The organism is Bradyrhizobium sp. UFLA03-84, assembly GCF_002289535.1.
In the GTDB taxonomy this organism is placed as follows: domain Bacteria; phylum Pseudomonadota; class Alphaproteobacteria; order Rhizobiales; family Xanthobacteraceae; genus Bradyrhizobium; species Bradyrhizobium viridifuturi.
In genome coordinates, this window is sequence record NZ_NSJY01000018.1 from 56271 (window position 1) to 83117 (window position 26847).

The 26847-nt window shown below is 65.0% G+C and carries 26 protein-coding genes; 9 read left to right on the plus strand and 17 right to left on the minus strand.

Going from position 1 to position 26847, the window contains the following annotated elements:
* Positions 1 to 4: 4 nt before the first annotated feature.
* On the minus strand, positions 5 to 778 hold the full coding sequence (locus CK489_RS36965) for an ABC transporter ATP-binding protein (RefSeq protein WP_050631584.1): 774 nt from the start codon (positions 776 to 778) through the stop codon (positions 5 to 7).
* A 242-nt stretch (positions 779 to 1020) separates the two neighbouring features.
* Positions 1021 to 2331: an ABC transporter substrate-binding protein gene (locus CK489_RS36970; RefSeq protein ID WP_050628450.1), complete on the minus strand. Its 1311-nt coding sequence runs from the start codon at positions 2329 to 2331 to the stop codon at positions 1021 to 1023.
* Between the two features lie 321 nt (positions 2332 to 2652).
* Here CK489_RS36970 and CK489_RS36975 point away from each other — a divergent pair, with 321 nt between their 5' ends.
* Positions 2653 to 3087, plus strand: a complete 435-nt coding sequence (locus tag CK489_RS36975; protein ID WP_095735807.1) for a hypothetical protein — start codon at positions 2653 to 2655, stop codon at positions 3085 to 3087.
* Positions 3088 to 3130: 43 nt separating this feature from the next.
* On the opposite strand, the gene CK489_RS36980 is transcribed toward CK489_RS36975, so the two are convergent.
* Together CK489_RS36980 and CK489_RS36985 are read right to left on the minus strand one after the other, a co-directional pair.
* Positions 3131 to 3832 (minus strand): NUDIX hydrolase, encoded by a 702-nt coding sequence (locus CK489_RS36980; protein WP_050628448.1) that lies wholly within the window; start codon positions 3830 to 3832, stop codon positions 3131 to 3133.
* A 15-nt stretch (positions 3833 to 3847) separates the two neighbouring features.
* On the minus strand, positions 3848 to 4873 hold the full coding sequence (locus CK489_RS36985; protein ID WP_095735808.1) for an ABC transporter substrate-binding protein: 1026 nt from the start codon (positions 4871 to 4873) through the stop codon (positions 3848 to 3850).
* A 181-nt stretch (positions 4874 to 5054) separates the two neighbouring features.
* Here CK489_RS36985 and CK489_RS36990 point away from each other — a divergent pair, with 181 nt between their 5' ends.
* Positions 5055 to 5504 (plus strand): cupin domain-containing protein, encoded by a 450-nt coding sequence (locus tag CK489_RS36990; RefSeq protein WP_050628446.1) that lies wholly within the window; start codon positions 5055 to 5057, stop codon positions 5502 to 5504.
* 250 nt (positions 5505 to 5754) lie between these two features.
* Positions 5755 to 7080, plus strand: a complete 1326-nt coding sequence (locus CK489_RS36995; protein ID WP_095735809.1) for a 4Fe-4S binding protein — start codon at positions 5755 to 5757, stop codon at positions 7078 to 7080.
* A gap of 9 nt (positions 7081 to 7089) precedes the next feature.
* On the opposite strand, the gene CK489_RS37000 is transcribed toward CK489_RS36995, so the two are convergent.
* A complete protein-coding gene (locus tag CK489_RS37000; protein WP_095735884.1) occupies positions 7090 to 7815 on the minus strand; it encodes an SDR family oxidoreductase in 726 nt (241 codons plus the stop codon).
* A gap of 19 nt (positions 7816 to 7834) precedes the next feature.
* Positions 7835 to 8725 (minus strand): SDR family oxidoreductase, encoded by an 891-nt coding sequence (locus tag CK489_RS37005; RefSeq protein ID WP_095735810.1) that lies wholly within the window; start codon positions 8723 to 8725, stop codon positions 7835 to 7837.
* A gap of 92 nt (positions 8726 to 8817) precedes the next feature.
* Here CK489_RS37005 and CK489_RS37010 point away from each other — a divergent pair, with 92 nt between their 5' ends.
* Positions 8818 to 9660, plus strand: coding sequence for a helix-turn-helix transcriptional regulator (locus CK489_RS37010; protein WP_095735811.1), 843 nt, complete (start codon positions 8818 to 8820; stop codon positions 9658 to 9660).
* Here the strand turns inward: CK489_RS37010 and CK489_RS37015 are convergent.
* Positions 9657 to 10442, minus strand: coding sequence for an ABC transporter permease (locus tag CK489_RS37015; protein WP_095735812.1), 786 nt, complete (start codon positions 10440 to 10442; stop codon positions 9657 to 9659). The two genes, CK489_RS37010 and CK489_RS37015, sit on opposite strands and share 4 nt — an antisense overlap.
* The gene (locus tag CK489_RS37020) at positions 10442 to 11257 is read right to left on the minus strand and encodes an ABC transporter ATP-binding protein (RefSeq protein ID WP_050628441.1); all 816 of its coding nucleotides are present in this window, start codon (positions 11255 to 11257) and stop codon (positions 10442 to 10444) included. Before CK489_RS37020 ends, CK489_RS37015 begins: the two co-directional genes overlap by 1 nt.
* A 170-nt stretch (positions 11258 to 11427) precedes the next feature.
* Here CK489_RS37020 and CK489_RS37025 point away from each other — a divergent pair, with 170 nt between their 5' ends.
* Positions 11428 to 12351 (plus strand): ketopantoate reductase family protein, encoded by a 924-nt coding sequence (locus CK489_RS37025; protein ID WP_245350686.1) that lies wholly within the window; start codon positions 11428 to 11430, stop codon positions 12349 to 12351.
* A gap of 33 nt (positions 12352 to 12384) precedes the next feature.
* Here the strand turns inward: CK489_RS37025 and CK489_RS37030 are convergent, their stop codons facing one another.
* The 5 genes from CK489_RS37030 to CK489_RS37050 all read right to left on the minus strand — a co-directional run bounded on the left by CK489_RS37030 (position 12385) and on the right by CK489_RS37050 (position 18827).
* Entirely contained in the window at positions 12385 to 16152 is a 3768-nt protein-coding gene (locus CK489_RS37030) for a C2 family cysteine protease (protein ID WP_095735814.1), read from the minus strand.
* A 305-nt stretch (positions 16153 to 16457) separates the two neighbouring features.
* Positions 16458 to 16727, minus strand: coding sequence for a DUF3551 domain-containing protein (locus CK489_RS37035; protein ID WP_050628437.1), 270 nt, complete (start codon positions 16725 to 16727; stop codon positions 16458 to 16460).
* Between the two features lie 114 nt (positions 16728 to 16841).
* Complete coding sequence (locus CK489_RS37040) at positions 16842 to 17114, minus strand: DUF3551 domain-containing protein (protein WP_050628436.1); 273 nt, start codon at positions 17112 to 17114, stop codon at positions 16842 to 16844.
* Positions 17115 to 17153: 39 nt separating this feature from the next.
* Positions 17154 to 17825, minus strand: coding sequence for a hypothetical protein (locus CK489_RS37045; RefSeq protein ID WP_245350687.1), 672 nt, complete (start codon positions 17823 to 17825; stop codon positions 17154 to 17156).
* A gap of 165 nt (positions 17826 to 17990) precedes the next feature.
* Positions 17991 to 18827, minus strand: coding sequence for a hypothetical protein (locus tag CK489_RS37050; RefSeq protein WP_050628434.1), 837 nt, complete (start codon positions 18825 to 18827; stop codon positions 17991 to 17993).
* A gap of 228 nt (positions 18828 to 19055) precedes the next feature.
* On the opposite strand from CK489_RS37050, the gene CK489_RS37055 reads away from it, so the two are divergent.
* The 3 genes from CK489_RS37055 (at position 19056) to CK489_RS37065 (ending at position 21777) form a co-directional block, all read left to right on the plus strand.
* Positions 19056 to 19271 (plus strand): hypothetical protein, encoded by a 216-nt coding sequence (locus CK489_RS37055; RefSeq protein WP_021077148.1) that lies wholly within the window; start codon positions 19056 to 19058, stop codon positions 19269 to 19271.
* A gap of 170 nt (positions 19272 to 19441) precedes the next feature.
* Positions 19442 to 20230 (plus strand): ATP-binding cassette domain-containing protein, encoded by a 789-nt coding sequence (locus tag CK489_RS37060; protein ID WP_095735815.1) that lies wholly within the window; start codon positions 19442 to 19444, stop codon positions 20228 to 20230.
* Positions 20227 to 21777 carry an ABC transporter permease/substrate-binding protein gene (locus CK489_RS37065; protein WP_095735816.1) on the plus strand — a complete coding sequence of 517 codons (1551 nt, stop codon included), beginning with the start codon at positions 20227 to 20229 and terminating at the stop codon, positions 21775 to 21777. The genes CK489_RS37060 and CK489_RS37065 overlap by 4 nt, the downstream gene beginning before the upstream one ends.
* A gap of 13 nt (positions 21778 to 21790) precedes the next feature.
* On the opposite strand, the gene CK489_RS37070 is transcribed toward CK489_RS37065, so the two are convergent.
* From CK489_RS37070 to CK489_RS37080, 3 genes are read right to left on the minus strand one after another with little or no spacing between them, the layout of a single operon-like run.
* The gene (locus tag CK489_RS37070) at positions 21791 to 22753 is read right to left on the minus strand and encodes an ABC transporter permease (protein WP_050628431.1); all 963 of its coding nucleotides are present in this window, start codon (positions 22751 to 22753) and stop codon (positions 21791 to 21793) included.
* Positions 22743 to 23729, minus strand: a complete 987-nt coding sequence (locus CK489_RS37075) for an ABC transporter ATP-binding protein (protein WP_050628430.1) — start codon at positions 23727 to 23729, stop codon at positions 22743 to 22745. The genes CK489_RS37070 and CK489_RS37075 overlap by 11 nt, the downstream gene beginning before the upstream one ends.
* Positions 23726 to 24904: a COG1470 family protein gene (locus tag CK489_RS37080; RefSeq protein ID WP_050628429.1), complete on the minus strand. Its 1179-nt coding sequence runs from the start codon at positions 24902 to 24904 to the stop codon at positions 23726 to 23728. The genes CK489_RS37075 and CK489_RS37080 overlap by 4 nt, the downstream gene beginning before the upstream one ends.
* Before the next feature lie 29 nt (positions 24905 to 24933).
* Between CK489_RS37080 and CK489_RS41600 the strand changes: the two genes are divergently transcribed.
* The gene (locus tag CK489_RS41600) at positions 24934 to 25071 is read left to right on the plus strand and encodes a hypothetical protein (protein WP_157860913.1); all 138 of its coding nucleotides are present in this window, start codon (positions 24934 to 24936) and stop codon (positions 25069 to 25071) included.
* A 10-nt stretch (positions 25072 to 25081) separates the two neighbouring features.
* Here the strand turns inward: CK489_RS41600 and CK489_RS37085 are convergent, their stop codons facing one another.
* The gene (locus tag CK489_RS37085; protein ID WP_095735817.1) at positions 25082 to 26794 is read right to left on the minus strand and encodes a sulfatase-like hydrolase/transferase; all 1713 of its coding nucleotides are present in this window, start codon (positions 26792 to 26794) and stop codon (positions 25082 to 25084) included.
* Positions 26795 to 26847 lie beyond the last annotated feature (53 nt).

The following is a 26847-nucleotide window of genomic DNA, read 5'->3' on the forward strand; positions in this document are numbered from 1 at the left end:
GCCGTTATGCCCCGATCCGGCGGCGCGCCTGCGCGGCGGCCGCGGCTGCGAGGCTCGCATCCGCATCGGTGCCGAGATAGACCTCGATCACGCGGGCGTCGCCGGCGACATCGGCCGGCAGCCCCTCGGCGATCTTCTCGCCATGATCGAGCACCATCACGCGATCCACCACGCGCATCAAGACGCCCATGATGTGCTCGACCCAGATGATGGTGATGCCGAGCTCGTCGCGGATCCGGCGCAACATGTCGGCCGCCTGGTCCATCTCGGCCTCGTCGAGCCCGCCGAGGCTTTCATCCGCGAGCAGCAGCTTCGGCCCGGTGGCGAGCGCCTTGGCCAGCTCGAGCTTCTTGAGGCCGGCGGCCCCCAGACCCTCGACGCTGCTGTAGCGATCGGTCGGTAGCCCAACCATCGCCAGCGCGCGTTCAGCCGCCTCCTCCGCCTTGGCGCGGCTGTGACGGCCCTGGCCATAGAAGCCGGCGAGCACGACATTCTCGAAAATGCTGAGGCGATGGAACGGCCGCGGGATCTGGAAGGTGCGGCCGATGCCGCCGACGATGATCCGGTGCGGCGCGAGCCCCGCGATCTCGCGGCCGTCGAACAGGATCGAGCCCTCGGTCGGCGGCAAGGTGCCGGAGAGCATATTGAAAATCGTGCTCTTGCCCGAGCCGTTCGGGCCGATCAGGCCGAGGATCTCGCCCTGCTCGACGCGGAACGACACGTTGTTGACGGCGCGAAAGCCGCCAAACCGCTTGACCAGACCTTCAACGGCGAGCACGGCGGTCCCCTTCGCGGCGCTAGAGCAGGACGAAGTCAGTTGAAATCAGCTTGGCCGCGGACTCGCTGCATCTCTCCCGCTTGCGGGGGAGGTCGGAGCGCATCGAAGATGCGATCCGGGTGGGGGCTCTCTTCACGATACGATTCGTGGAGAGAGCCCCCACCCCAACCCTCCCCCGCAAGCGGGAGAGGGAGCGCGGTTCCTGCGCGGCTGCTGTTCGACCTGATCTCATCTTGCTTGAGCTATTTGTAGCTGTAGGTGGTGCCGGCCGGCAGCGGCAGCTCGGTCTCGCGCTGCATCTGGCTCTTCGGCCACACCACATAGGATTTGTCGTCGATATATTGCAGCACCACCGGGAACGAGCGCGCATTCTGCCCGGCGTACTGCTCGCCCTCGCCGTAGAACTTCACGCCATAACCGAGCATGGTGCCGCCCTCGGGAATGTCGGTGTCGAGCGCGGCCTTGCGCAGCGCGTCGGGATCGACGCCGCCATATTTCTTGATCGCGCGCGGCAGCACGTCGTCGAGGAACACATAGGCGTTGGCCGCGCCGATGCCGACATGGGCGGAGCGGATCGACACGCCGGGCTTGAGCTTGTCGAATTCCTCGCCGACCATCTTGATGATGGGCGGCAGTTTCGGGTCCATGGTCTTCTGATTGGCGAGCCAGATCGAGATCGGATCGGTGTTGAACAGATAGTTGGCATCGGCGCCGAGGCCTTCCTTCAGCTTCTCGTAGACGCCATAGCCGGCGCCGTGGCCGACGATGGCGCCGAACTTCAAGCCCTGCTCGCGGGCCTGGCGGAACAGCAGGGTGATGTCCGGATTGTAGCCGGTGTGAAAGATCACGTCGGGCTTGGCACGCTTCAGCTTGGTCACCAGCGCCGACAGATCGGGCGCGGTCGCCGAATAGCCTTCCTTGAGCACGATGTTGAAGCCGGCCTTCTTCGCGCCGGCCTCGTTGCCCTTGGCGACGTCGACGCCGTAGGCGCCGTCCTCATGGATGATGGCGACCCGCAGGTCCTTCGGCTCCTTGCCGAACTTGGACAGCGAATATTGCGCGATGAAGTCGGTCGTCATCATGCCGTATTGGTTGCCGGCGGCCTGCGGGCGGAACACGTATTTGTAGTTCTTGCCGTCGAACACGCCCGAGGAGATGCAGGTCGTGATCCACATGAACTTCTTCATCTGGTCGACCCGGGCCGCCACCGGCACGCATTGCGCCGAGGAGAAGAAGCCCATCACCATGTCGACCTTCTCCTGCTCGAGCAGGCGGACGGCCTCGTTGATGGCGATATCGGGCTTGCTCTGCGCGTCGGCATAGACCGCCTCGACCTTGTAACCCTCGACGCCGGTCTTGGCGTAATGGTCGAGCATGATCTTGACGCCGGTATATTGCAGCTCGGAGCCGCCGCCGGCCAGCGGGCCGGTCAGATCGAAGATCACGCCGATCTTGATCTTCTTGTCCTGCGCCTGCGCGGCACCAACCACGCCCAGCGCGGCGAGCGCGACTGACAGACCCGCGAGCCAGCGGGCACCCCTCCTGACCGGCATGAATCCCTCCCCGGAGATTGTGCACTGCATTTTTTGTTATCGTGCCGCCCTATCACAGGGGGAGCGGCCGGTGATGTCAAGCGCGATGGCTGCGTCGCCACGGCGCAGGCTTGCGCAAAGTTTCGGCGGAGCGACGGAGACGCGCGAAACCGAGGGCTCAGTGCGTTCATCGATGTCGGCTCCGATGAAGCGCGCGCGGTCGCTCGGCCGGCTTGCCCCTGAGTGGAGCACACACTGTGACTTCTTCTACGTGGGGTTGTATATCTCAGCGCTTGTTGTATCAGGCTACGATTGCCACACGGCAGCGGGGGACGTGGGAGCATGACAAGCGAATCTTTGAAGCAACCGGGCGTACTCCGCCCGGAGAGCGTCATCTGGTACGAGCGGCTCGCCTGGGCGGCAATCGCAGTTGGTTTGGCGTCAGCGGCAGCGAACCTCGCAACGCTCGCAAAGTTCTACGATCGATCCCCGATCGGCTATCCGATTATGTTCGTCGCTGCCGTTCTGGGGCAGATGTTGTGGATCTGGCTGGTTGCCCGTAAGCGACAAAACTGGGCGCGATGGATCAGTCTTATCGTGATATTACTGGGTATTCCGACTGCGATGTGGGATGCCGAGGAGCGCTTCCGGCTCAATCCGCTCGCTGCTATCTTTTACTACGCGGCATTCGCAGTATCGCTGATCTCCGTGATGCTACTTTTCCGCGGTGATGCCCGGGAGTGGTTTGCCCGAAAGCGCCTCGCATCAGGTGCTTAACTCCGTCATCGATGACGCCTTCCGCGGTCTTGCGAGTACACCCCTACGCCGGCAGCTGCGTCTCGATGAACGCGGTGACGAAGCGCGGCATTGCCGCCGTGAGATCGGCGCGGCTGCGCACCAGATGGATGCCGGCGAGCTCCGGATCTTGCTGGCGCGAAAGATTGGACTCGATCCTGGCGCGCAGCACGTCTCCCGCCATGTCCACGCGCAGGATCTGCATCATCGCGAGCGCAACGCCTGTGTAGATGCAGTGCCAGTCGGCGTCGCCGCGGCAATCCGACGGCTTGAGCCCGGTCTCCTCCTCGAGCTCGCGCATCACGCTGCCGGCGATATCGACCGTGTCGCCCCTGATGTCGTCGAGATCGGGCGTACCGGAGGGGAAATAGATCCGTCCGGCATTCGCCGTCCGCTCGCCCATCACGCCGCACACGAAGGCGCCGTCGTTCGAGAGCAGCGCACCCATGCCAAAGCCGTTGAAGACTTCCTTGTCCGGAAAGCCCCAATCACGCCAGGCCAGGAAGCTTGCGAAGTCGGTCTCGAAATAGCTCGCGCTGAGCCGCTCGCCGGCAAACACCGGATCGCGCCCGAGCAGGACCCGGCCGTTCCACAGGTTCGGGTTCAGCCGCTGCTGCTCGACGAAATACGCGTCGATCTCGGCGCGCCGCTCGTCCGCGAACGGCCAGGGACGCTGCTGCAACGCGAGGTCGAGCGCGGTGACGCGGCAAATGAGTGGAGCCTCCATGTCGCCCGTGCGCGCCTACTTCGCGTTCCCGGTCGTCTTCTTGACCTGATCGACGAATTTGTTGGTGTAGGTCTTGGTGACGTCGATACCGGCCTTCGCGACCTCAGGCGAGCCTTCGCTGAACACCGCGAGCACGGCCTCCGCGCCCTTGGGATCCATCTTGCCGGTTTCCGAGAACATCGGGATCGTGTTCTTCAATGCGGCGAGATAGAGGTCCTTGTTCTTGCCGACGAGCTCCTCCGGCATCTTGGCCATGACCTCCTCGGCGGAATGCGAATGGATCCAGGTCAAGGTCGCCATGATCGCATTGGTCAGCGCCTGCACCTCCTTCTCATGGCCGTTGACCCAGGCCGTGGTCGAATAGAGCGCGCCGCCCGGATATTCGCCGCCGAACACCGCAAGCGTGTCGTGCTGGGTGCGGGTGTCGCTGAGGATCTTGAGGTCCTTGTAGCTGCCCTGCAGCACGGTGACGGAGGGATCGAGCATCACGGCGGCATCGATCTGGCCCTGCTCCATCGCGGCCACCGCGGTGGCGCCGAGGCCGACGCCGATCACGGCGGTGCCCGCCGGATCGAGGCCGTTCTTCTTCAACAGATATTTCAGGAAGAAGTCGGTCGAGGAACCCGGGGCGCTGACGCCGACCTTCTTGCCGGCGAGATCCTTGATCGAGTTGATCTCGCCGGTGTGCTTCGGCGACACCACCAGCACCAGGCCGGGATAGCGGTCATAGACCACGAAGGCCTGCAGCTCCTGCTTCTTGGCCGCGAGGTTGACGCAGTGGTCAAAATAGCCGGAGACGACGTCGGCGCTGCCGCCGAGCACGGCCTTCAGCGCATCCGAGCCGCCCTTCAGGTCGACCAGCTCGACCGCAAGCCCGGCCTTGTCATATTCGCCGAGCTGCTTGGCCAGCACGGTGGGCAGATAGCACAGGCAGGCGCCGCCCCCGACCGCGATGGTGATCTTGCTTTGCGCCGCCGCAAGGCCCGTGGACAGGGTCAGCGCCAGCAGCGTTCCGGCAAGCTTGCCAAGCCATTTGTTCATGACGTCCTCCGTTCGACTGGCCGGCAAGATAGAGGAGCGGGCGCGCCTTGAGAAGGCGACTTTCCGGTAGCTGGTCAAGCCTGCGGCGGCGGCATAGCATCGCGGATGCAGAAAACGCCGAACAGGCACCAAGAATAGAACCATCAAGAATACTTCAAAGGAAACACCAAGGGAGGCCTTCATGAATCGCTTTGCAACCGCGCTGTCGCTCGCCACCGCCTTCGCCGCCGGCTGTGGCGCCACCCATCTGCTGCGGCCGGCGCTCGCGGCCGAGAGCATCACGGCGCAGGTGATCCACACCGGCGAGATGGAGGGCGACAAGCTCGGCGACGCGAACAAGGTCGGCTTCCGCTCCAAGACATTCGTCTCTGCCGACGGCGCCACCGTCTCGATCCAGGACGGCAATGTGCCGAAGCACATGCATCCCAACACCAACGAGATGCAGTTCATCCTCGAGGGCACCGGCACGGTCTGGCTCGGCGACAAGGAAGTGCCGGTGAAGGCGGGCGACCTGATCGTGATCCCGAAAGGCACGCCGCATGGCGGCACCAAGCCGAACGGCCGCCCGTTCAAGGCGATCGCGATCAAGACGCCGCCGCAGGCGCCTGACGATACCAAGCTGCTGGATTGAGAACGGCGGTCTTTCTTCGTCATTGCGAGGAGCTCGCGACAAAATTGCAAAGCAATTTTGCGCTGAAGCGACGAAGCAAACCATCGATCCGCATGTGCCGAAAGATGGATTGCTCCGCTTCGCTCGCGATGACGATGAGGCGCGATCAGCGCGCGCCGGGTTCCATTATATGACAATCGACAGATAATTCACTTGCCTCGGCTTCGGTCGCTCCATAATATGACAATAGTCATTTAATGGAGCGTGACCCATGAGCCTGGATGATCACCCCACGGTCAGGGCCGTGCGTGCGCGCAGCAGCCAACCGGTCCACGACGCCCCGGTGTCCTCGGAACTGCTCAAGCGGATCGCGCGGGAATGCGGCGCCGACGATGTCGGCATCATCGAGTTCGACCGCGCCGCCATCGCGCCGCAGCGCGACTTCATCCGCAAGGTCTATGGCCGGACGCGTTCCCTGCTCGCGATCGCCTGCCACATGAACCGCGAGCCGGTGCGCTCGCCGTCGCGTTCGGTCGCCAACGAGGAATTCCACGGCACCTACGATCACGTCAACGAGACCGCCCGCGCCATCGTTCGCGCGCTCGACGAGCACGGCATTCCGGCCTGCAATTCAGTCGCCGCCTTCCCGATGGAGATGGACCTGCCGAGGATCATGATGGTGCAGCACAAACCGATCGCGGTCGAAGCCGGGCTCGGCCGGATGGGCATCCATCGCAGCGTGATCCACCCGAAGTTCGGCAGCTTCGTCCTGCTCGGCACCGTCCTGCTTGGCTGCGAGGTGGACGCCCACGATCATCCGATCGACTACAATCCCTGCCTGGAATGCAAGCTGTGCGTCGCCGCCTGCCCGGTCGGCGCCATCAAGCCGGATGGCGGATTCGATTTCCTGTCCTGCCACACCCACAATTACCACGACTTCCTCGGCAACTTCACGCAGTGGGTCGAGAAGGTCGCGGATGCAAAGGACGCCAGGGATTATCGCGCCCGCGTGCCCCGCACCGAGACGCTGAACATCTGGCAATCGCTGTCGTTCAAGCCGGGCTACAAGGCGGCCTACTGCATCTCGGCGTGCCCGGCCGGCGAAGACGTGATCGGCCCTTTCCTGCAAGACCGCGACGCGCATTATTCCGACGTGGTGCAGCCGCTGATCGACAAGGACGAATTCGTCTACGTGATCCCGGATACCGACGCCGAGGATACGGTGACGCGGCGCTTTCCGCACAAGAAGGTCCAGCACGTCACCTCCGGCCGCCATACCGGCAGCATCCAGGCCTACATCTTCTCGCTGTCGCTCGGATTCCAGCGCGGCCGGGCGCGCGGCCTCGATTTCGTGACGCATCTGCGCTTCACCGGGGCGAGCGCGCTCGACATGACGGTCGCAATCAAGGGCCGGGATCTGCAGGTGGTGCCGGGGCGTCACGTCGGCGAGGCGAACCTAGACATCACCGCCGACACCCAGGCATGGCTGCGCGTGCAGAACCGCGACCTCGATCTTGCCGAGGCGATCGACGCGGGGCTGGTGAGCCATAGCGATGAAAAACTGTTCGCGGCCTATATGCGGTGCTTCCCGCTCTGAGCGAACTGCTCACACCAGCAGGCCACCGCCATCCACCGCAAGCGTCTGCCCGGTGACGTAGCCGTTCAGCATCAGATAGACATAGGCGGTCGCCGCCTCCTCCGGTGATGCCGCGCGCGGCAGCGGCAGGCCTGCCACGTAACCGCGCACCCGCTCTTCCGGCATCTGCCCGACGCGTTCGGTGAGAATGAGCCCGGGGCACACCGCATTGACGCGGACCGGCGCGAGATCGACGGCAAGGCCGCGGGCCAGGCTCTCCATGGCGCCCGCAGCCGCGGTCACGAACGGCATGCCTTTCTGCGGGCGATGGGCCAGCAGCCCGCCGGTCAGCGTGATCGATCCGTGCGGAGCAATCGCGCGGCTGGCGTACTTGACCGCCGCAAGCGAGCCCCAGAAGCGGAGGGTGAGCGCTTCGCGCGCAACACCGAGATCGAGATCGCGCACCGAGCCAAACGCAGGCAAGCCCTGATCGCCCGCCGTGATCGCAAGGTGATCGAAGCTGCCGACCTGTTCGAAGAAGCGCGACACGCCGGCTTCGTCGCGCAGATCGACGGCGCGGCCCGACGATCCCGGCAACCGCGCGACCGCAGCCTCGACATTGGCAACGTTGCTGGAGGCAATCACCACCTCCGCGCCCTGCTCCCGCGCGAGCGCGGCGACGGCGAAGCCGATCCCCGACGATCCTCCGATTGCGATCACGCGCTTGCCCGCAAGCGACATCATGGCGTCTGTCATGGCCGTGCTCCGCCGCACTTCACGCGAAATAAGCGGGATGATCGATGTCGGCGAGCAGCCCCGCCTGCTGCGGCTGCCAGTCGAGCCGCGACCGCGTCCGCGCGCTCGAGGTCGGCACGTCGAAGGCGACGAACCGGCCGAACATGCCGAAATGCTCGGCCGCCTCCTCGGGAGACTTCGACACCAGCGGCACGTCGAGCCGGCGCGCGATGACCTCGGCGATCGCCTTGAACGGGACGCCCTCGTCGGCCACCGCATGGAATGGGCCGCCTTCGACGCCGCGCTCGAGCGCGAGCCGGTAGAGGCGCGCCGCATCCAGCCGGTGCACGCCGGGCCAGCGGTTCTGTCCCTCGCCGATATAGGCGGAGACGCCCGTCTCGCGCGCGAAGGCGATGAGCCGCGGCACGAAGCCATGGTCGCCATGACCGTGCACCGACGGCGGCAACCGCACCACGGCGGCACGCACGCCGCGCGCTGCCACGGCCATCGTCGTCGCCTCGGACGCACGCGGATAGGCCTCGGAAACGGGAATCGGCGGATCGTCCTCGGTCGCAACCCGCCCCTGCGCCACCCGCGCGACGCCCGAGGTGGTAATCAGCGGACGCTTCGTGCCCTCGAGCACGGCGCCCAATGTCTCGATGGCGCGGCGGTCATCCGCGCAGTTCTGGGCGAACCTCGAGAAGTCATGATTGAAGGCGCAGTGGATCACCGCGTCCGCCTGCGCGGCACCGCTCCGCAAGCTGTCGAGATCCTCCAGCGTTCCGTAGTGCACCTCGGCGCCGGCGGCGGCGAGCGCTTCCGCACCGCTGTCGGAACGGGTCATGCCGAGCACCTTGTGGCCGGCGGCAATCAGATCATTGGTGACGGCCGAGCCGACCCAACCGGTGGCTCCAGTGACGAACACGCGCATGAGCAAGTCTCCAGGTTTCGTTGCAGACAAATCTGGAGCACCGCGCTATCATGTTAAAGTAGTGACCTTATCATGGTATAATGGCTAACAGGATGAGCGAACCGCTCGCGCAAGAGAACCTGCTTGGCACCTACCTGAAGGACCGCCGCAGCAAGCTCGATCCGGCGACGTTCGGCTTTCCGCCCGAGCGGCGGCGGACGCCGGGGCTGCGCCGCGAGGAAGTGGCGCAGCGCGCCAATATCAGCGCGACCTGGTACACATGGCTCGAACAGGGCCGCGGCGGCGCGCCGTCGGCCGATGTGCTCGACCGCATCGCGCGTGCGCTGTTGCTGACCGATGTCGAGCGCGAGCATCTGTTCCTGCTCGGCCTCGGCCGCACACCCGAGGTGCGCTATCAGCGAAGCGAAGGCGTCACGCCGCGGCTGCAACGCGTGCTCGATGCGCTGGAGCCGCAGCCTGCCATCATCAGGACCGCGACGTGGGACGTCGTCGCCTGGAATCGGGCCGCGACCGTGATGCTGACCGACTACGGATCGCTGCCGCCGAACCAGCGCAATGTGTTGCGCTTCATGTTCCTCGACCCGCGCGTCCGCGCCGCGCAACCCGACTGGGCCAGCGTGGCGCGCTTCGTCGTCGGCGCCTTCAGGGTCGACGCGGCGCGCGCAGGAGCTGCCGCCGAGGTGCAGCCGTTCGTCGACGAGCTTTGCCGGCTCAGCCCGGAATTTGCGGCGCTGTGGCGCGACAACGACGTGCGCGCCCATGGCGAGGCCGTCAAGCAGCTCCGGCACCCGATCCTGGGCCCGATCAGGTTCGAGTATTCGGCATTCGCCGTCGATGGCCGGCTCGACCTCAGCATGATCGTTTACAATCCTGTCGACCCCGAGGTGAAGGAGAAGATCCGCGCGTTGATGGACGCGACGTCGGCAGCGATCTAATCCCGCGTCGCCGGCGTCGGGCGCCACACCAGGAGCCGCTTCTCCACGACCGTCACCGCCATGTCGATCAGGATGACGAACGCGGACAGCACGAACATGCCGGCGAACACGCCGGCGACATCGAACACGCCTTCGGCCTGCTGGATCAGGTAGCCGAGACCGGCCGCGGAGCCGAGATATTCGCCGACCACCGCGCCGACCACGGCAAAGCCGACCGAGGTGTGCAGCGAGGAGAACATCCATGACAATGCCGACGGCCAGTAGACGTGGCGCATCAGCTGCCGCTCGTTCATGCCGAGCATGCGGCCGTTGTCGAGCACCGTGGTCGGCACTTCCTTGACGCCCTGATAGACGTTGAAGAACACGATGAAGAACACCAGGGTCACGCCGAGCGCGACCTTGGACCAGACGCCGAGCCCGAACCACAGCGCGAAGATCGGCGCCAGCACCACGCGCGGCAGTGCGTTGACCATCTTCACATAGGGATCGAACACCGCGGCGACGCGCGGCTGCCGCGCGAACCAGAAGCCGACCAGGATGCCGCCGGCCGAGCCGATCACGAAGGCGAGGATGGATTCCCACAGCGTGATCGCAAGATGCTTCCAGATCACCCCGGTCGAGAACCATTTGACAATCTGGCTGAAGACGTCGACCGGATTGGAGAAGAAGAACGGCGGCAGCAGCACCTTGCCGAACACCGGCACGGTGGAGAAGAACTGCCACAACGCCAGCGTGACGACGGCGACCAGGACCTGCAGCGACAGCAATGTGATCCGCGACATCAGGCGGCCCCTGCCTGCGTCGACTGCACATAGCCTTTCATCACCTCGTCCTTCAGCACACCCCAGATCTCGCGGTGCAGGGCATGGAAATCCTTCTCCATCCTGATCTCGGCGATGTCGCGCGGCCGCGGCAGCGTAATGCGCCAGTCGCCGATGATGCGGGCGGACGGGCCCGCCGACATGATCACGACGCGGTCGGCCAGCGCGATCGCCTCCTCGAGATCGTGGGTGACGAACAGAACCGCCTTGCGATCGGCGGTCCACAATTCGAGCAGCAGATTGCCCATGATCTGCCGTGTCTGGGCGTCAAGCGGGCCGAATGGCTCGTCCATCAAGAGGATCTTCGGATCGCGGATCAGCACTTGCGCCAGCGCGACGCGCTTGCGCTGGCCGCCCGACAGCATGTGCGGATAGCGGCCCGCGAAGGCGCCGAGCCCGACCGAGGTCAGCCACTTCTGCGCGCGTGCGAGCGCATCAGCGCGCGGCGTGCCCCGGATCTCGAGCCCGATCGCGACATTGTCGATCGCGGTCTTCCAGGGGAACAGTGCATCGGCCTGGAACAGGTAGCCGGCGTCGCGGTTGAGGCCGTTCAGCGGCTTGTCGAAGATCCGCGCCGTTCCTGCGGCGGGCTTCAACAGCCCCGCAGTGACGTTGAGCAGCGTCGACTTCCCGCATCCGGTGGGCCCGACAATGGCGACGAATTCGCCGTGATCAACTGCAAGATTGGCCTGCTCGACCGCGGTATAGACGCGTCCATCCGCCAACCGAAACGCCACCGTCGCACCGTCAAGCGCGACCGCCGTCGGCTCCGTCATCGCCACGATTCCTCCCGAAAATTTCGGAGATGGCTTACCGGTTCGGGCCGGCAAGTTCAACGCAGGAAGATGGCGCAGGCCGTGGTCACGCGGTTTTCAGGCAAATCGGGTTGCGCATTGCAACAACATCGTCGAGGCTGCGGGCCAACGCGGTAGACAAGGAGACAATCATGCGGATCGCAGTGGTAGGCGCCGGAGGCGTCGGCGGCGGCTTTGGCGCGGCGCTGGCGCATGCCGGCGCCGACGTCACCTTCATCGCGCGCGGCACCCACCTCGCCGCCATGCGCAGCGAAGGGCTAAAGGTTCAGGGCGGCCGCGGCGAGACCCATCTGGTCCCGACCCAGGCGACCGACGACCCCGCAAGCGTCGGCCCGGTCGATATCGTGCTGTTCTGCGTCAAGCTGTGGGACGTCGAAAGCGCAGGGCAGCACATCAAGCCCATGGTTGGCCTCGACACCGCGGTGATCCCGCTGCAGAACGGCATCGACGCGCCCGACCGGCTGATCCCGATCCTCGGCCGCAACGCCGTGATGGGCGGCGTGGCGCAGATCTCGGCCTCGATCATCAAGCCCGGCGTGATCAACCAGGTCGGCACCTTCATGCGCATGATCTTCGGCGAGCTCGACGGCCGCATCACGCCACGCGGCAGGGCGCTGCTCGAGCTCTGCCTCAAGGCCGGGTTCGATGCGACGCTGAGCGAGCAGATCAATACCGAGTTGTGGATGAAGTTCGTCGGCCTCGCCACCAATGCCGGCATGACCGCGGTCACCCGGCTACCGATCGGCAGGCTGCGCGACGATCCCGACCTGCGTCCGCTGTTCGTGTCGGCTTGCGAGGAGACCATCGCCGTCGCCCACGCCAATGGCATCAAGCTGCCGCCGGATGCGCTTGCGAAAGTGCTCGATTTTATCGGGCACGCGCCGCCGGCAATGAAGGCATCGATGGCGCTCGATCTCGAGCGCGGCAACCGGCTCGAACTGCCCTGGCTGAACGGCAAGGTGGTCGAGCTCGGCCGCAAGCTCGGCGTGCCGACCCCGACGCACGATTTCCTTTATGCGGTGCTGAAGCCCTATGCGATGGGCACGCCTACGTAGGCAGGCCGCCGCCGGTTACGGCTGCAGCCCCGCTCACGCATGTTGCGGCGGGGCGAGCGTGGCGACCTGATCGGGATGCACCATGATGGCGGTGCCGCCATGTCCATCGCTCGCGGCGACGAAGGTGGATGCCATGTAGTTTCCGAGCAGGGCGATGCTGGCGGCATGAACGCCGTCCGAGACCGTGACCGATCCGCCCGCGCTGTTGCCGGTAAAGCCCACGGTTTGGCCGGCCGCAAAATTGATGTTGGCGAAATCGATCGCGTCGGCGCCCGTCATCCCGGCGACGGTGCCGGAGAAGCCGGCGGGGTCGTCGAGCCTGAGCGTCCCGGAGTCCGACGCAAAGGAGATTTGCGCCGAGCTTGCTGATGGAAGCTCGAGGGTCTGTCCGGCCGGAACGATCGAGGGATCGCTTATCGTGAAGGCGCTAGACCAGGCGCCCCAGACGGTCCCGTCATTGGCCTTGATCCACAGCGTGTCGGTGCCTGATCCGACGTGATACGCAAGCTGGGAGAGCTGCGAGGCCGAGACCATGTTGTCCTGATTTGCTCCGAGCGTGACACCGTTCAGCGTGAAGTAGCCGTTGCCGCCGCCGCTGTTCCAGACATCATACGATGTCGCGGAACTGCCGAACGGATCCGAATAGCTGAACAGCGAGGACACCGCGAAGGTCTGGCCTTGGACGGACAGCGTGCTTGAATTGGTCGGGGTCACGACCGGACCGCTATCGACCGGCGCGGTCACGGTGAAGGCACTCGACCATGCTCCCCAGACGGTGCCGTCATTGGCGCGGACCCACAGCGTGTCCGCTCCCGAACCGGATTGATAGCTCAGCGACGCCAGCTGAGCAGCCGTGACGTAATTGTCCTGGTTGGTCGACAGCGACACTCCGTTCAGAATGAAGTGCCCGCCACCTGCGCCCGTGTCCCAGACATCATATTGAGTCGCAGCGCTGTTGAACGGATCGCTGTAGGTGAACAGCGACGAGACCGCATAGCTCTGGCCGTGGGGCGCGATGACGTTCGACACCGTCTCGACGGGCCCGCTATCGAGCGGCGCGGTCACGGTGAAGGCGCTCGACCATGCCCCCCAGACGGTGCCGTCGTTCGCACGAACCCACAGCGTGTCCGCGCCAGAGCCGGACTGGTAGCTGAGCGACGCCAGTTGGGCGGCCGTGATGTAGTCGCCCTGATTGGCCGACAGCGCCACCCCGTTGAGAACGAAGTGCCCGCCTCCCGTGCCGGTGTTCCAGACGTCGTATTGGGTCGCGGCGCTGTTGAATGGATCACTGTAGGTGAACAGCGACGAGACGGCGTAGCTCTGGCCGTGGGGCGCGACGATGTTCGATACCGTCTCGACGGGACCGCTGTCGACCGGAGCATTGACGGTGAAGGGGCTCGACCACGCCCCCCACACCGTGCCGTCATTGGCGCGGATCCAGAGCGTGTCGATGCCGGAGCCGGATTGATAGCTGAGCGACGCCAGCTGCGCGGCCGTGATGTAATTGTCCTGATTGGCCGACAGCGCCGCGCCGTTCAGAACGAAGTGCCCGCCTCCGGTCCCGGTGTTCCAGACGTCATACTGGGTCGCAGCGCTATTGAACGGATCGCTGTAGGTGAACAGCGACGAGCCCGCATAGCTCTGGCCGTGCGGCGCGATGATGTTCGACACCGTCTCAACGGGCCCGCTGTCGAAGGGCGCATAAACGGTGAAGGCGCTCGACCACGCGCCCCACACCGTGCCGTCATTGGCGCGGATCCAGAGCGTGTCAGTGCCGGAGCCGGATTGATAACTGAGCGACGCCAGCTGCGCGGCCGTGATGTAGTTGTCCTGGTTGGCCGACAGCGCCACCCCGTTCAGAACGAAGTGGCCGCCTCCGGCACCGGTGTCCCAGACGTCATATTGGGTCGCAGCGCTATTGAACGGATCGCTGTAGGTGAACAGCGACGAGCCCGCATAGCTCTGGCCGTGGGGCGCGACGATGTTCGACACCGCCTCGACCGGACCACTGTCGACCGGAGCGGTGACGGTGAAGGAATTCGACCACTGTCCCCACACCGTCGAATCGTTGGCGCGGACCCAGAGCGTGTCCGCGCCCGAGCCCGATTGATAGGTCAATGACGACAGCTGCGCGGCCGTGAGGTAGTTGTCCTGATTGGCGGCAAGCGCCACCCCGTTCAGAACGAAGTGGCCGCCTCCGGTCCCGGCGTTCCAGACATCGTATTCGGTGGCTGCGAGGCCGAACGGGTCGTAATAGGTGAACAGCGACGACCCGGCAAAGCTCTGGCCGTGCGCTGCCGCCACGTTTGCGACCGTCTCGACGGGCCCTTCCGGAGTTGCCGTGAATTGTGTCCAGGCGCTCCAGAGTACGCCATTGAACGCCCGCACCCACAGCTGGTCGCTCGCGGGACCGAACTGATAGGCGATGCTGGACCACTGCGAAGCAGCGACGTCGATCTCGACTCCACTCGCCTGCGCCACTCCGCCCACGGTGAAGTGGCCGTTACCGGTGGAGTCCCAAAGCGCATACTCGGTCACCGGCAGGCCGCCACTCGTCACATAGAAGATGGACGATGCTGCAAGCGAGGTTTGCACGCGGCCGGTGATGTTGGATACGACCACGGTCGGCGCGACATCGACGGCGCCGGAATTGTCGATGACGAAGTCGCCGTCCTCGCTGGCGATCTGGGTGAGCGATACTTCGAATTGCACATCCCAGTTTTGGCCGGGATAGCTGTTGCCCCATGGATTGCGAACGATGAAATTGCCCGTCGCGCTGTCATAGCCCACGACTCCGAAGGCATGATCCGGGACCAGCTGGATCTTTCCGGCGCTGTCATAGGTGTACGGCGACGTCGAAGGAATCTCGAGGATGACGTCATCGTAGCTGGCGAGCGCAGCGATATAGACGGACTTGTTGCTATACCAATTGGACGCGCTGCTCATGTAATAGTTGACGCTGGTCGCGTCGGTCAGATTCTCCAGGACGTCGGTCGGAGGATCCGCGGAGATGTTGTTGTAGCTGTTGACCGCCGGGTGCCCGATCTGCCCGGTTGCACTGAGCTGCGCGTACGCTTTTTCCACCAAGGCGACCCACATTGCAGTGGGTTGCTCATTGTAGTTGTGGGCATAGTCGAGCTCGGTCCCACTGACGATCGGAAACACGCTATTGACGGTTTCCCATGTCTCCTGACCATTGACATAGAAGCGCACGCCGTAGGTGCCGTTTCCGTTGTCCACGATCATGGAACTCATGACCTGGGGATGAAAGACGACGGCGCCGATCAATCCCGACATCAGTTCGCAATCGCCATCGGCTCCCTGACAGATATCGTTGACGGAGGCTGCGCCAGCCGAGGAATACAACGGTCCGACAACCGCGCTGTAGCCCTGCAATGTCCAGCCGTTCGCATCCGGCGGCAAGGTCGGATCCGGAAGATCGGTTCCCAGGAACCACTTTCCGATCAGCTCGGACATCTGCGTCGAGGTCGTGCCGACCTGCAGATTGCCCAGCGTGACATGTACCGTGCTGCCGCCCGTCCAGGTGGCGTTGGCCGGATTCCCATCAACGAGCTGGAGGAAAAGATGTGAGACATAGTCCGATGTGGACAGACCGCTGTTCAGATTGGCCGCAATCATCTGCAGCGAGTTCAGCTCATTCGTGGTCACGCTGCCGCGGCTGGCGACGTCAGCCAGCACGTCATAAGCTTCGGCGTAGGTGAAAACCCCGTCCACCGCAAAGTTCAGCATGTCCGACTTGACGCCGCTGTCGACCAGGGAATTGACCCAGCTTGCAGTCATGGAATTCCTTCGCAAATCTTGACGCGACCAGATTGCCGTCGACCTGGCCGGCCCTGGCGAGATGGCATGCGACCTGTCGGGACGAATCCAGCAATGGAATAGGTAACTATCGCGTTAGTTGTGACCGAATTCGTCTCGCGTGTCGACCTTGCCGAACGCTGCCGTCAACCAACGGAACCCGTATCATCGTGAAGATTCGTTAACGTCCACCTGATACGGCGCCCGCCACCGCGGCCAGCGGCTGGGTGCGGCTCCTCCGAGGCGCGGGTCTTGCGGTGACGTTGGACGTGCCCGGCACTCTCGCTTCAGCGCGCGTGATGCCGGCCGCGGTGCGCCCGGCGCGTCGGGGGCGGCGGCGGCGCGAAAAAGGGATTCTCCGAGCAGATCGCGCTACGGCCCGAGGCGGTGGCTTGGCACTGCGGGATCGAGGTGAAGCTGCAACTGATGTAGTTTCCGCCCAGCCGACCCTCATAAACATGCATGCACACCGGATAATTCGGATCGTAGGCCTGCCCGGCGGCAGGTCCGGCCAGGGCGACCGCTGCTGCGGCGATCGCGAACAGTTTCAGGCGCATCGGTGTCTCCTTCTCGCGACGGGAGGTTCCTCACAATCACCGGAGTTAGTCAACATCGCGGGCGGCGCGACCGCCATACGGACCATCACGGGCAGGCGAAGTGCCGATGGCAAGCTAATTCGCAGGTTGGCGGTGTCGCTTGCGCTGCTCCTTGGGCTGCGTTCTCGGGCCCTTGTAGAAGGGATTGACCGAGCACGTCGCCGATCGTCCCGAGGCCGTTGCCTGACATTGCGGAAGCGACGTGAAGCTGCAATCGATGTACTCGGGCGTCAGCCGGCCGCCATAGACCTCCAAGCATACCGGATAATTCGGATCGTACATTTGCGCGGCGGCTGGCCCGGTGATGCAAACGCCGATGGCGGCGAACAGGTAGAGTTTCAAGCGCATCGCGTGCTCCTCAAGCTTGGTGCAGACCGCCGGGGCCGGCTAGCGCTGTTCGCCGGCCGGCTTGCCGTCGTCCTCGCCCAGACATCGGATCATGAAGGCGGTCGTGTCCCGCGGCAGCACCTGCGCGGCACGCGCCTTGAGGCGGCATTCGAGCTGCGCGATCTGGCGAGCCCGTTGCCGTTCCGACGGCAGTGCTGATTGCCGCAAGCGGCGCAATGTCATCGGCGAGCCGTCCGACTCGAAGCTCAGCTCGTACTTCTTGCCGCCCTGGTCGGTGGCCGCGCAGGTGATGGTGGACACCTGGCGGGTGATGAAGCTTCCGACCTGACGGCAGGAGCCCGTCGACATCTCGACCAGCGGCACCGGCAGTCCATCGACACGCGGACGGTCGCTCGACTTCAGCAACATGCGATCGACCGCGAGCTCGAACAGATTGTCCTGGGTGCGCTCGGTGCTCTCCCCGGAGAACGATACGATGTGGCTCTTGTCGGCGGGATCGTCGAGCACCACGGTGAATTCGGAGCGGCCGCGCAGGGTGTGGAAATAGGCCACCGCCTTGCAGGTGTAGTTGCGGCCGGCGACGGTGACATTGCGGCAGGTGCCGGACATCAATGCATACAGGTCGACGTCGTAGACCGGGCCGGCAGCCACCGCGAGCCCAGGCCAGCAGACGACGGCAACCGCAATCATTTGAGCGAAACGGGAGATCATGCTGAAACGGTCGAGAACACGCTCGTTGGAGAGGCCGATGGCGCAAGGTCGCCGATTTCCGCGGACTGTGCAACGAAGAAGCGGGCCTAAATGTGGAGGCCCCCGCAATCAATCGGGGAACGCCGGGCTAGCCGTGCTGAAAGGCCGCGGCCCTCCTGCCCTGCGTCAGATTTGCGGGCCCGACAGTGTGACCTCGCGCTCCGCGCGGAACACGTTGCTGTAGAGATTTGCGATCCACTGACGGCCGCTTGCCGTCATGTTCAGGCAGTTGATGGCGCCCTGGATGTGCGGCGCAACCATATTCCAGTAGAATTGCGGGTAGCGGTCGACGATATCAGCCGGCGATTCATAGCCGAGCTGGCGGTTGATGCCGACTTCCTCGAACTCGTGATAGAGCGCGTTGGCTTTCCTGATGTAGTTGGGGTCGCCGAGTTGCCCGATGAAATCGGCGGCCCGGACGATCGCCGCCTCGTCGTCATATTGCTGGCCTTCGGGCGATGGAAACCGCGTGCCCTCGATGTTGCGCGCGACGCGCTCGCGATCGAGCGGCAGCACGGCCTCGAGCCTGTCGAGCACATACAGCTTCGAGCGGTCGACGTGGTACGGCATCAGGCCGGCATCCGACGAGCCGCGCGGCAGCACCACCTTGTTGCCCGCGGCATCGATGACGTAGCCATCCGGTCCATCGCCCTTCAGCAGGCCGCGCACATAGCCGATGTCGTGGGTCAGGCAGGCGATGATCGTGTGGGTGTAGTCTTCCGCGGTGACGTGGGTGTGCAGCGCGCGGCCGCGGATGATGTCATGCCCGGCGAGCGTGACCAGCATCGTGTGCTCGACATTGTGATAGAGCGCATCGCTGTTGCCGATGCATTCCAGCGCAATACGCGCGGCAGCTGGCAGGAGTTCGCCAAAGCGTGCCTGCGAGGCCCCGAAGGTGCGGCTGACATGGGTGGCGAGAAACTTCTCCAAAGCACCTGCCGCCAACTCAGGTAACGTCATCATCGATGCAGCCCCCGACCGCGCAACGTTCCTCACTCGCCCCGATCTCACGTCGTAGTTGGGGAGCAATTATAGCGTATCTGCGGGCGTGCGGCTACGCGCTGGCGAACGCGTGATTCGTTCAGCCGTACTTTCCCGGTCTTGCCGGCTGCGGCACCAAAGTCGCTGATAATGGCATGAACCGTGCATGATTCGGTTCAGACCGGGTTAATCCTACGGATAAACACCATCATGCTCGTTACGCTCGTCGCCATCCTCTGCAATGCTCAGCTCTGCATGGAAAAGGTCGTCACCAACAGCGACCAGTCCGGCATCACCATGGGCGCCTGCGCCGTGAATGCCCAAATCGGCATCGCCGACTGGCTCGCCAAGGGGCCGTATCACGATTGGCGCTTGCAGAGCTATAAGTGCATCATGGGCAAATACGTACCCAAGAACGAAGTGTGATGTGTGCTCACAGCCCCCGAAGGGGCTGACCAGCTTCATCTGCCCAACTGGAACGGCCTGCGAAACCGCGTGATGCAGGCGCGTGCACCTCGAGTCAAAGTCCATTTTATGGGCTATCACTGTCGTCCGCGATGGTGAGAGACGTGAGGTCGCCCAGGAATGGCCAGAGAATGCCCGCAACGCCGCTGATTGCCTACGCGCGTGTCGGCAAGAGTTTTGACAATGGTCGCGTGGTGGCGGTTGACGACGTCTCGCTTGACGTCGCCGAGGGTGAATTCCTGGCTGTTGTCGGCGGCTCGGGCTCCGGCAAGACGACGCTGCTCAGGCTGGCCAACCGCCTGATCGAAGCCGACCGCGGCCGGATCTCCGTCGAGGGCGAAGACGTCAGCCGCATCGATCCGATCCTGCTGCGGCGCCGCATCGGCTATGTTTTCCAGAGCGGCGGACTGTTTCCGCATCTTTCCGTCGCCGGCAACATCGGCATCACGCCAAGACTGCTCGGCTGGCCGCAGGCGGAGATCGCAGCGCGGGTCGACGAGCTGCTCGATCTCGTGCGGCTCGATCGCTCACAATATCGCGACCGCCTGCCGCACGAGCTCTCCGGCGGCCAGCGCCAGCGCGTCGGCGTCGCGCGTGCGCTGGCTGCGAAGCCGCGCATCGTGCTGATGGACGAGCCGTTCGGCGCGCTCGATCCGCTGACCCGCGACGCGCTCGGCGACGACTATCGAACGCTGCACCGCGAACTCGGCCTGACCACGGTCATGATCACCCACGACATGACCGAGGCGCTGCTGCTGGCCGATCGCGTCGCTGTCATGCATGGCGGCAGGTTGCTCGCGCTGGGCACTGCTGCGGAGCTTGCGGTCAGCACCGACGCCTATGTCGGCGAACTCTTGCGGACGCCGCGGCGACAGGCCGAGCGGCTCGGCGCATTGCTGCCGCGGGACGCCACCGCATGAGTGATCCACGCTGGAGCGAGGCGCTCGCGCATCTGCCCGACTATCTTGGCAACCATGTCCGGGTGAGCGTCGCCGCGCTGGCGCTCGGGCTCCTGATCAGCCTGCCGCTTGCGATCATCGCCCGCAACCGGCCGGTGCTGCGCGGCGCGCTGCTCGGGCTTGCCAGCATCGTGCAGACCGTGCCGGGCCTGGCGCTGCTCGCGCTGTTCTATCCGCTGTTGCTGGCGCTCGCGGCGCTGACCGCAGCATGGCTCGGTTTCAGTTTTTCCGCCTTCGGCTTCCTGCCAGCAGTGCTGGCGCTCGCGCTCTATTCGATGCTGCCGGTGCTGCGCAACACCATCACCGGCCTGTCGGGCGTCGATCCGGCGGTGCTGGAGGCCGCGCAAGGCGTCGGCATGACGCCGCGGCAATCGCTCATGATGGTGGAGCTGCCGCTGGCACTGCCGGTGATGATGGCGGGGATCCGCACCGCCGCGGTGTGGGTGATCGGCACCGCGACGCTGTCGACGCCGATCGGCCAGACCAGCCTCGGCAACTACATCTTCGCCGGTCTGCAAACCCAGAACTGGGTGTTCGTGCTGTTCGGCTGCTTTGCCGCCGCCGTGCTCGCGCTGGTCGTCGACCAGTTGCTGGCGCTGATCGAAAACGGGCTGCGCAATCGCAGCCGCGTCCGCACCGCGCTCGGCGGGCTCGGCATTGCCGCGCTGATCGCGGCGACGCTGGTTCCGGCGTTTGCGCGCCAGCAGGCGCGCTACGTGGTCGGCGCCAAGACGTTCACCGAACAATACGTCCTGTCGGCGCTGCTGGCGCAGCGGCTGCAAGCGGCCGGACTGCCGACGACGATGCGCGCCGGGCTCGGCTCCAACGTGATCTTCGATGCGCTCGCAGCCGGCGATATCGACGTCTATGTCGACTATTCCGGCACGCTGTGGGCCAATCAGTTCCACCATAGCGACATCAGGCCCCGCGCCGAGCTCCTGAGCGAGCTGAAGACGACGCTGGGCAAGCAGGACATCACGCTGTTCGGCGAGCTCGGCTTCGAGAATGCCTATGCGCTGGTGATGCCGAAGAGCCGCGCCGATCAGCTCGGCATCCATACGATCGCCGACCTCGCCTCACACGCCGCGACGATGTCGATCGCCGGCGACTACGAATTCTTCTCGCGGCCGGAATGGGCCGGCATCCAGAAAGCCTATGGGCTGTCATTCCGCGCCCAGCGCACGATGCAGCCGGATTTCATGTATGCCGCGGTCGCCTCCGGCGAGGTCGACGTCATCGCCGGCTACACCAGCGACGGGCTGATCGCGAAATACGGCCTGGTGACGCTCGCGGACGACAGGCACGCCATTCCGCCCTACGACGCCATCGTGCTGCTGTCGCCGAAGCGGCGCGACGACGAGGCCCTCAAGGCGGCGCTGCGGCCGCTGCTCGGCAAGATCGACATCGCCGCAATGCGCGAGGCGAACCTGAGCGCATCGGGCAACGATGCATCATCGTCGCCCGACGCCGTGGCGCGCTGGCTGTGGGAGAAGGTCCGGCCGCGCTGAGCGGCCTTGCGTCTTATGCCCTCACCTCCTGCCGCTGGAACAGGACGTAGCCCGCGACGAACAGCACGATGGTGCAGGCGATCAGGCCGACCGTCTGCGGCCAGGCGATCATCACGCTCTGACCGAACGGCAGCGGCGCGCCCATCACCGCGCCGCGGATCTGGTCGAGGAACACCGGGCCGAGCGTGCGCGTGGTCGGCGACAGCACCGCCAGCATCGCCTCGCCGAACAGATCGTTGGGCGAGAAGCGCTGCAGCAGCTGGGTCCAGATCGCGGTGCCCGGCGTATCGAGGCCGAGCGCGGCAAAGCGCGGATCGGGCGGCACGATGGCCTGCGCGATCGCCGGCGCCAGCATCGGCCACAGCACGGTGAGGAACAGCCAGATGCCGAGCGCCACCAATGCCGCGGTCGCCGGTGAGCGGAACACGATCGAGAGCAGCATCGCGAGCGACAGCCAGACCCCGGCATAGAAGATCGCGATCACCAGGAAGGCGAGCGAGCGGGCGATCTCCTCGCCGCCCGGCGGCACCCCGAGGAAGATCAGGCCGAGACCGATCACCAACAGCCACAGCGCGGTCAGGCTGATCGCGATGGTGGCGAGCCCGGCGAGATATTTGCCGAGCAGCAGCGCGTCGCGATAGATCGGCTGCGCCAGGATCCGCGACAGCGTCCGGCGGTTGTGCTCGCTGTTGATCAGGTCGAAGCCGAGCCCGATCGCCATCAGCGGGATCAGGAAGCCGAGGATGGCGACAAAGGACGGCAGCGGCGCCTGGCTCACTGTGAACAGCCGCAGCAGCAGGAACGGATCCTCCGCCGTGTTCTGACGCAGCGCCGTGATCGCTTCGTAGAGCGCCGCCATCGCGGTCAACACGATCAAGAGCTCGAGCATCAGCATGCGGACACTGGAGATGTTGTCCGACAGCTCCTTGACGAAGACGGCCCCGACGCCCTGGAATGCTGAACCTTCACGCCGCATCGCGCACGCCTCCTGACTGGGGGACCTGGAAGCAACGAGCGTAGATCGCCTCTAGGCTCGGCTCGTCGACCGAGAGCCGCCGCAGCGCGCCGTTGGCCGCGACCACCGCGCGCGCGGCGTCGGCCCGGACGTCGCGGTCGGCGGTCATTCGGAAGCGGTCGTCGGCGAGCGTCTCGACGTTGCCGACGCCCGGGATCGCTGCAAGCCGCCGGGCGATACCCGCGCCGTCGGCCTCGACCTCGACGACGAAGCCCGCGCCCAGCACCTGGACCGAGAGCTCGGCCACCGAGCCCATCATCGCGATCTTCCCGGCGCGGAACAGCGCGACACGGTCGCAGACCCGCTGCACCTGGTCGAGCATGTGCGACGACAACAATACGGTGACGCCTTCGGCCTTCAATTCCCGGATCAGGTCGAGGAATTCGATCGTCGCCTGCGGGTCGAGACCCGAGGTCGGCTCGTCGAGGATCGCGATCTCGGCGCGCTTGACGATGATCTCGGCGAGCCCGAGCCGCTGCCGCATGCCGCGCGAGAAGGTCGCAACCCGCTTGTCGGCGACGTCGAGCAGACGCACCCGAGTGAGCGCCGCCGCGATCCGGCGCGACCGCTCGGCCATCCCGAGCCCCATCAGCTTGGCGGCGTAAGCAAGGTTCTCCACCGCGGTCAGATGGTCGTAGAAGCCGACGGCGTCGGGCAGATAGCCGACCCGCCGCTTGACCTGCAGCGGCTGTCGCGCGGGATCGAAGCCGAGCACGGCGACCCGGCCGGCCGAGATCTCGGTGAGGCCGAGCATCATCAGGATGGTCGTGGTCTTGCCGGCGCCGTTCGGGCCGAGCAGCCCGAACACCTCGCCCTTGGCGATATCGAAGTTGATCGCGTCGACGACACTGGTCTTGCCGTAGCGCTTGGTGAGGTCGCGCGCTGCGATGACGGCCTCCGGCCGCTTTGCGGCGCTGTTGTTCTGCTGTTCGCTCATCGCCGTCCGAACCTCGCAACGGCGCCCAGCATCAACAGCAGCGCGACGCCGATCACCCCGGCTCCGGCCATGCCCCAGACGGTGGACGTGCTCACGGTGACGCGGAACTGGCTCGACGCCGTCTCGCCGCGCGAGGTGGCACGCATCGCGAGCTGGTAGTCGCCGGCGAGCGACTTGTCGCTCGGCGTCACCAACGCCTGCACCTCGGTATCCTTGCCGGGCACCAGCCGCTCGATCTTGGCGGGCTGGAACGTGACCTTCCAGCCGCTCGGTGCCGTCGCGGAGAGATCGATATTGTCGGCCGGCGCGGTGCCGCTGTTGGTGACCACGACCGGGATCGTGCTCTGCTCGGCGGCGACCGCACGCGCACTGAGCAGGCCGTCACGGCCGGAGAGCTGCAGCTGCGGCTGGCCGGCAACGTCGAGCGCCACCTCGGTCTGCGCGCTCGCATCCTCGGCATTGACCTTGACCTTGACCGGGAAATGCCCGGCATCGATCGCGCTCGGCGGCCGCACCTTGAGCTTGATGTCCTTGGACTGCCCGGCATCGATCGGAATCGAGGACAATTCCTGGGTGCCGTAGGCCTCGGTGAACGAGGTCTCGAAGTTCTGCGGCGCCGCCGCGGCGAAGCTTGCCACGAGGTTGCGGCCAGAGTCGTTCTTGATGGTCAGCGTGTATTCGAAGTTCGATTTCGGGCTGCCGCGCAATTCGGGAAGCTTCGAGGACACCGTCAGTTTTGCCGGCAATTCCTTGGCGAGCGCGACCACGATCGGCAATGTTGCTTCGCTGCCCTGCCCTTCGGCCTTCACCGTCAGGGTCTGCTCGGCGAGCGAGGCGTTGGCGGGCACATCGAGCCGAAGCTGCAGCGGCACGCTTGAATCGGGCGCGGGCATCGCGGCCGCAACGGGCTGGCCACCGCCGAGCAACGTCGCGGTCCAGCCGCTCGGCACGCCTTCGACCGAGAGCTTGTAGCGCTGCGGACCGAGATCGTAATTCTGCAGACGCAGCGAGATGTTGGAGGTGGTGCCGGGCCTGACGGTGACGGCCGGATAGTCCGTCATCATGTAGAGCCCCTTGATATCGTGAGGCGGCTCTGCGGCATAGGCTGAGGGAACGGCAAGGGGAACAGCAAGTCCGAAGGCGGCAACAAGGCGCGCAACATCGAGCGCTCGCATGGGCAAACACTCCTGCAAGAAGGGCGGGATTGGTTGATTTGACGCTGCGCGCTGATGAACACCGTGGCAGCGGCGCGACCGATCATCGATCCAATCGTGACGAAATCTCGGCGAGGCAATTACAAATGAGTAATGCTGGCTACTTCGCGCAGCCGACCTTCGTCTAACGACGTTAGTCTAGAGTCCCTTGATAATCCCCGCGTCGATCAACAGGCGGTTGAAGCGGCGCGCCTCTGCGCCATCCCTGCAGGAATAGAACAGGCCATTGCAGCGAAGCATGATCGCCTTCTGCTCCTCGAACGAGGGATCGAGCGGAATGCCCGCGGCTTCCTGAATCACCAGCGGCAGATAGGCGGCATCGATCGTGTCCATCACCGCGGGGCTCTTCACCGGCTCGAAGTTGACGGCATCGATCGCGTAATATGTCGCGTAGTAGCGCGGATCGTAGTCCATCAGCTTCTTGCCGATGCCGGCTTCGTCGAGCTCGGGATCGAGCAGCTGCGGGGAGAACTCCGGCTGATGATCGCCGTAGCGCACGATCAGGAACGGCTGCGCCGGAAACTTCTTCTTCAGCGCCGCGACGAAGCCGGCATAGTCGTTGGCGCTCATCGCCTGCCGGCGCAGATATTCGTCGACCGACGGCGCGTTGCCCGGCCGCTTCCATCCCGGCAGCAGGTCCGGACGGAATCTTGTCTCCCACGGGAAATGATTGGCGGCGAGATAGACGAAAGTGAACAGCGGCGCGCTGAGCGTCTTCTGCTCGGCCATCAGCTTCAGCGCCTTGTCGTAGAAGAAGCTGTCGGGCTCGACGTCCTTCGCATGCAGATCATGCGCGTCGTAGAAATGCTGGATGCCGGTGGTGGTCTGGAAGCTGCGCGCACTCATGAAGGCGCCGAACGCCGGATACAGCGACAGCGTGTCGTAGCCGCAGCGGCGCAGCGCCAGCGGCAGGCCGCGTTCGACCCGGCCCGAGGCGATGCGGGTGACGAAATAGGAGAACCGGCCGAACGAGCGCGACGACAATCCGGCCAGCACGTTGTACTCGGTGAACCAGCTCGGCCCGCCATTGCTCTCGGCGAGGAATTTGCGCTCGACGCCGTCATAGGACTTGAACTGGCTGCCATAGCCGGGCGGGACCTTGACGCCGGGTGCGGTACGGATGTCGAAGCTCGATTCATCATGGATCATGATGATGTTCGGCCGCCGCCCGGCGGGATGGCAGGCATCGACCGGAGGTATCTTGAGCTGGTCGCTCGCGGAAGGATCCGACTCCATGAAGCCGTAGGCGACGAAGTCGGACGCCGCGGTGACGGCGGAGCGCGCGAATTTTGACAGATAGCCATCGTCGTAATAGCCGCGCCAGGCTTCATCAGGCCAGGCAAAGGCATAGCCCGAGAGCGCCGCGGTGCAGGCAAGGCAGGCGGCCGCGGCCGGCAGGCGGCGGATGCGGAACGGATCGAGCCACCACAGCGCGTACATCAAGGGCAGCGTGACCAGGCCGGCGCCGATGATCGACCAGCGCAGGTTCGGAAAGATCGTGAGCAGGAACGCCGCGGTGTCGCGATCGATCACCATCAGGTCGACGAAGTTCGCGGTCATCTGCACCACGTCGTGCTTGAACCGCGACAGCAGCACCAGCACCACGACCAGCGTCAGTGACAGCGCGCTCGACAGCGCCGGCTTGCGCAGCAGCGTGATGAACAGGAAGTTGAGGATTCCCCAGGTGAGCAGGAAGCACAGCCGCGAGCCGAAATCGGTTTCGGTCCGCAGCATCAGGATCAGCGCGCCGAGATGCGGCGCGGCCACCGCCATCAACCGCCAGACGCCGATCGCGGCGAGACCGCCGGCCAGTGCGGCAACCGAGGAATTTTGCTGAGGCGCGGGCGCCATGGACGGGACGCAATACAACCCGGCGCAATGCCACGGCCTTGACTGGCAACGGC